Below are 4747 nucleotides of genomic sequence, written 5' to 3'. Positions count from 1 at the left end.
GGATGGCCTTCAGCGCCTCTTCCGGTCCCGGCAGGTCGGCGGCATAGGCCAGACGGACGATAGCCATTTCCACCGCATCCGCCGGGTTGGGTGCGCGCCGCACCTCGTCCAGGGCCTTGAGCAGCATCTGCCATGTGCGCGACAGGGTACCGGCCGAGATGGCCGCGCCCAGAGCCGTCAGCTTCTGCGCCTGGTCGTTGGGCAGGCGGGTGGCGTTCGGGCCCAGCATCTTGGCGACCGAGGCCGCGTGGCAGTGCTCCAACAGGTCGTTGGTCACCTGCACCGGATCGGCGCCATAGCCGTAAAGGGTGCGGAAGTTTTCCAGCGCCTCGGCCGTGCGCCCGGCCATGACGGATTCGAACAGGGCGATAGTTTGCGTGCGGTCGGCCAGGCCCAGCATGTCGCGCACGGTGGCGGTCTGCACCGTCGCGCCGCTCTCGGCCTGAACCAGAGCCTGATCCAGCAGCGACAGGCCGTCGCGCACCGAGCCTTCGGCGGCGCGCGAGATCAGCGCCAGGGCCTCCTGCTCGATCTTCATGCCTTCGCGGTCGGCGATGCGGCCCAGATGCCCGACCAGGACCTCGGGCTCGACGCGGCGCAGGTCGAAGCGCTGGCAGCGCGACAGGATGGTCACCGGAACCTTGCGGATCTCGGTGGTGGCGAAGATGAATTTGGCGTGGGGCGGCGGCTCCTCCAGCGTCTTCAGCAGGGCGTTGAACGCCTGCGTCGACAGCATGTGGACCTCGTCGAGGACATAGACCTTGTAGCGGGCCTCGACCGGGGCGTAGCGGACGCTTTCCAGGATGTCGCGGATGTCGTTGACGCCGGTGTGCGAGGCGGCGTCCATCTCCATGACGTCCATGTGCTGGCCGGCCATGATGGAGGCGTCGTGACGGCCGTGCGCCGTCAGGGCCAGCGACGGCTTGTCGATGACGTCGGTTTCGTTGTTCAGGGCGCGCGCCAGCAGGCGGGCGGTCGTCGTCTTGCCGACGCCCCGCACCCCGGTCAGCATGAAGGCGTGGGCGATACGGCCCGTGGCGAAGGCGTTGGTCAGGGTCCTGACCATGGCCTCCTGACCGATCAGGTCCTCGAAGGTGCGCGGACGGTATTTGCGCGCCAGAACCTTGTAGGCGCCGTCGTCGGCGGGCTCGTCGGCGAAGGGTTCGGCCTTGGTCGGGGCGGTCGCGGGCGCGGCGACCGGGGCCGCAGCCGGCTCGGGCGCAGCCGCGGGCGCGCCGAACATGTCGTCGGTGTTCTCGTCCCGCTCGGGAACGTCCTCCTCCCACGGAGGGCCATCAAGACTCGGATCGACGTCGCTCATGATCCTGTCTTAGCGCGAGAGGGCGCGGTCGCGCACCCCCTCGCGAGAGACGGGGCTCAGAGATCGGTGGGCAGACGCCCGCCGTTGTCCTTGATCTTCTGGATCACCTGCTTGTGCAGCCAGATGTTCATCGAGGCGCTGTCGGACTTGTCGCCGGTGTAGCCCAGCTCGTCGGCCAGTTCCTTGCGCTCGGCCAGCGAACTTTCCAGCCCGACCAGCTTCATCAGGTCGACGATGGAGGTGCGCCAGTTCAGCTTCTGGGCCCGCTGGTCGTTCATGAAGTCGAGGATGCCGGCCACATCGACCTCCGGCGCCTCGGCCACGGCCGCCGCGGCGGGGGCCGGCGTGAACTGCGCCTGGGCCGTCGGCGCGACCGTGGGCGCCGGGCCCGAGGTCGGGGTGACGACTTCAGGCTTTTTCTTTTTGAAAATGCCGCCGAGGATAGACCCGAGAATGCTCATCCGCTCGCTCCGAAAGGGTGAAGCCGTTTCAGCGAACGAACCGCGTTCCGGTTCCGTGAAGCTTGCGCGACGGGCTGGACGACCCTGTCCGAAAACAGAGTCCAATTCGTCTGAATCGTCTGAAAATCGCGCTCGAGCGGCGAGCCAACGCTCAAGCAGTCGATCACCGCGTGATCTACGATAGCGCAAGAAAGATGAGGGTGGAGACCACGACCCGAAGGGGAATTCGTTGTGGCTGCTGCCTTCCGGCCCTGACCAGATTGGCGAAGCCTTCGCCCGTGATCTCCGTGGAGGGATATGACGGTTGGCAGCGTGAGAATCAAGACCCCTCCCCGCGTCGTCTCGTCGGGGGTATGAAGCGCCATGCCCCATCGCAACGCCTTCTCCGGCAATCCGCTCGACCGCTCCGGCGACCTTCGCAACGACATCGCCTGGCTGGGCGAGCAGGAAGCCAACCCCGAAGCCCTGGCCATGGTGCTGTGGGAGGGGCGGCCCCTGGTCGAGGACCATGAGGGCGGGCAGCGGCTGGTCTGGCTGGCGCTCGGCCACGGCCGCGACCTGGTTCCCGACCGCGACGTCTTCCTTGGCCTATGGAAGGGGGCGCCGGTCTTTGCGGTGGAATTCGAAAGCTCCATCGACCCGACCACCGGCCCCGCCGGCGGCCTGGGCCAGTTCCTCGAGATGCGCGCGGCCGCCGCCGCCCTGCCGGAAACCGACGTCGCCATCGCCGGCACGGCCAAGAGCCTGTTCGACTGGCGCCGCCGTCACGGCTTCTGCGCCGCCTGCGGCAAGGCGACGGATCAGGCCTCGGGCGGCTGGCGGCGCATCTGCCCGGCCTGCGGGGTCGAGCATTTCCCGCGCGTCGATCCGGTCGTCATCATGCTGCCGGTCTATAAAGGCGGACCAGAACCGCGCTGCCTGTTGGGGCGTCAGGCGATCTGGCCCGAGGGCCGGATGTCGGCCCTCGCCGGCTTCATGGAGCCCGGCGAATCCATCGAGGAGGCCTGCGCCCGCGAGGTGATGGAGGAGGCCGGGCTGACCGTCTCGGACGTCGCCTATCACTCCAGCCAGCCCTGGCCGTTCCCGGCCCAGCTGATGATCGGCCTGATCGCCGAGGTCACCAGCGACAACGCGGCCCCGGACCAGACCGAACTGGAGGCCGTGGCCTGGCTGACCCGCGCCGAGACGCGGGCGGTGCTGGCCGGGACGCACGGCACGATCCACGCCCCGCCGCCCTTCGCCATCGCGCGAAGGCTGCTGGAGACCTGGGCGGAGGAGACGGCTTAACGCCTCTCCCTCCCCTTCATGGGGAGGGTGGTCGCGCAGCGACCGGGTGGGGAGGACGAGGCGAACCAGACGCGGCGCTCGATTTGCAAAGCGCCCCCACCCGTCTGCCGCTTCGCGTCAGCCACCCTCCCCATGAAGGGGAGGGAGAAAGCAGGGAATCAGGCCAGCGCCCGGGCCGCTTCCAGATCCGCCGGATTGTCCACCGACAGCGGGGCTTCGTCGATCACCGAGGCCCAGATCTGCAGGCCCATTTCCAGGGCGCGCAGCTGCTCCAGCTTCTCGCGCGTCTCCAGCGGCGACGGCGGGGCGGCGCAGAAGCGCATCAGGGCCTCGCGGCGATAGCCGTAGATGCCGACATGGCGCCAGATCGGGCCGTCGCCGTAGAGGGTCGAGCGGGTGAAGTAGAGGGCGCGGCCGCTGGTCTCACCTTCCGGCAGAGCCAGGACCGCCTTGACCACGTCGGGATTGGAACGATCCGAGGCGTCGGCCTCGGCGGCCACCAGGGTGGCGATGTCGCAGGCCGATTCGCGCGCCAGCAGATCGGCGCAGGCGCGGGCCAGGTCAGGCGAGGCGAAGGGCATGTCGCCCTGGATATTGATGACCACGTCGTGCGCGCCCTCGGGATCGACCGCCTCGACCGCGGCGCGGATGCGGTCCGAGCCGCTGGGCAGGTCAGGGTCGGTCAGGACAGCCAGGCCGCCCGCCGCCTCGACCGCCGCCACGATCTCGGCATCGCCCGCCGCCACGGCGACGCGAAAACCGGACAGGGCGGCCTGCTCCCAGGCCCGCACGATCATCGGCTTGCCGCCGATATCGGCCAGCGGCTTGTTCGGCAAACGGGTCGCCGCCATGCGAGCGGGTATCATTATCAGCGGATTCATCAGCTTGACGACGTCCAGAGACGCCCGGAGACGTCCGGGCCGGTTGCGAAGGCCGCGCTAGCGTGTAAGAGACGCCCACGCAAGGATACGCCCGAACGCCGCATCGCGGTCTGGGCCTTTAGAGACGGGAAGCGACGACGCGCATGAGCGGCGATCTGAAGTGGAACAAGATTATGGGCGCGTGCCTGGGCACCGCCTTTGTCATCCTGGTGGTCCAGCAGGTTTCGGGCATGGTGTATCACACCAAGCAGCCCGAAAAGATGGGCTACTTCGTCGACGCGCCGGAAGAAGCCGCCGGCGGTGAAGCCGCCGCCCTGCCGATCGACTGGGGCACGGTCCTGCCGACCGCCGACCTGGCCGCCGGTGAAGCCGCCTTCGCGCGCTGCCAGGCCTGCCACACCGCCAACGCGGGCGGCGCCGACGGCATCGGTCCGAACCTGAACGGCGTCCTCGGCGGCCCGGTCATGCACCGCGCCGGCTTCGCCTATTCGGACGCCATGACCAAGCACAAGGCCGAGGCGCCGACCTGGGGCTATGACCAGATTGACGCCTTCCTGACCGCGCCGGGCCGCTACGTCCCGGGCACCAAGATGTCCTTCGCCGGCATCCGCGACGAGAAGACCCGCATCAACCTGATCGCCTGGCTGCGCACGCAGGGCTCGGGCGGCTTCGCCATCCCGGCCTCGGACCCGGCTCGCCAGCCCGGCGCGGCTGCGGCTCCGGCGGCCGACGCGGCGGCCGCTCCGGCCGAGGCCGCCGGCCCCTCCGCTCCTGCCGCCGGGCCCGCGGCCGAGCCC

The 4747-nt window shown here is 69.3% G+C and carries 5 protein-coding genes and 1 other RNA gene; 2 read left to right on the top strand and 4 right to left on the bottom strand.

The genetic code is table 11. The features are described 5' to 3' along the window. The 3 genes from ACREEF_RS15505 to ffs all read right to left on the bottom strand — a co-directional run. Window positions 1-1321, bottom strand: a 1321-nt coding sequence (locus ACREEF_RS15505) for a DNA polymerase III subunit gamma/tau (protein WP_431566467.1), incomplete at its 3' end; no start/stop codon positions are given. A gap of 56 nt (window positions 1322-1377) precedes the next feature. Continuing rightward, window positions 1378-1782 (bottom strand): DUF3597 domain-containing protein, encoded by a 405-nt coding sequence (locus tag ACREEF_RS15500; protein ID WP_431566466.1) that lies wholly within the window; start codon window positions 1780-1782, stop codon window positions 1378-1380. A gap of 196 nt (window positions 1783-1978) precedes the next feature. After that, window positions 1979-2072: signal recognition particle sRNA small type (ffs, locus tag ACREEF_RS15495), an RNA gene on the bottom strand. Window positions 2073-2145: 73 nt separating this feature from the next. On the opposite strand from ffs, the gene nudC reads away from it, so the two are divergent. Beyond that, the gene (gene nudC, locus ACREEF_RS15490) at window positions 2146-3069 is read left to right on the top strand and encodes an NAD(+) diphosphatase (RefSeq protein ID WP_431566465.1); all 924 of its coding nucleotides are present in this window, start codon (window positions 2146-2148) and stop codon (window positions 3067-3069) included. 158 nt (window positions 3070-3227) lie between these two features. Here the strand turns inward: nudC and ACREEF_RS15485 are convergent, their stop codons facing one another. Then, window positions 3228-3950 (bottom strand): 3-deoxy-manno-octulosonate cytidylyltransferase, encoded by a 723-nt coding sequence (locus ACREEF_RS15485; RefSeq protein WP_431566464.1) that lies wholly within the window; start codon window positions 3948-3950, stop codon window positions 3228-3230. Window positions 3951-4093: 143 nt separating this feature from the next. Here ACREEF_RS15485 and ACREEF_RS15480 point away from each other — a divergent pair. Further along, window positions 4094-4747 (top strand): c-type cytochrome (locus ACREEF_RS15480; protein ID WP_431566463.1); only part of this gene is annotated, 654 nt, incomplete at its 3' end.

The sequence above is a fragment of the Brevundimonas sp. genome, assembly GCF_050729455.1.
In the GTDB taxonomy this organism is placed as follows: Bacteria; Pseudomonadota; Alphaproteobacteria; order Caulobacterales; family Caulobacteraceae; genus Brevundimonas.
The sequence above is the reverse complement of the archived record's forward strand: the minus strand, read 5'-3'. Positions and strand labels throughout refer to the sequence as shown.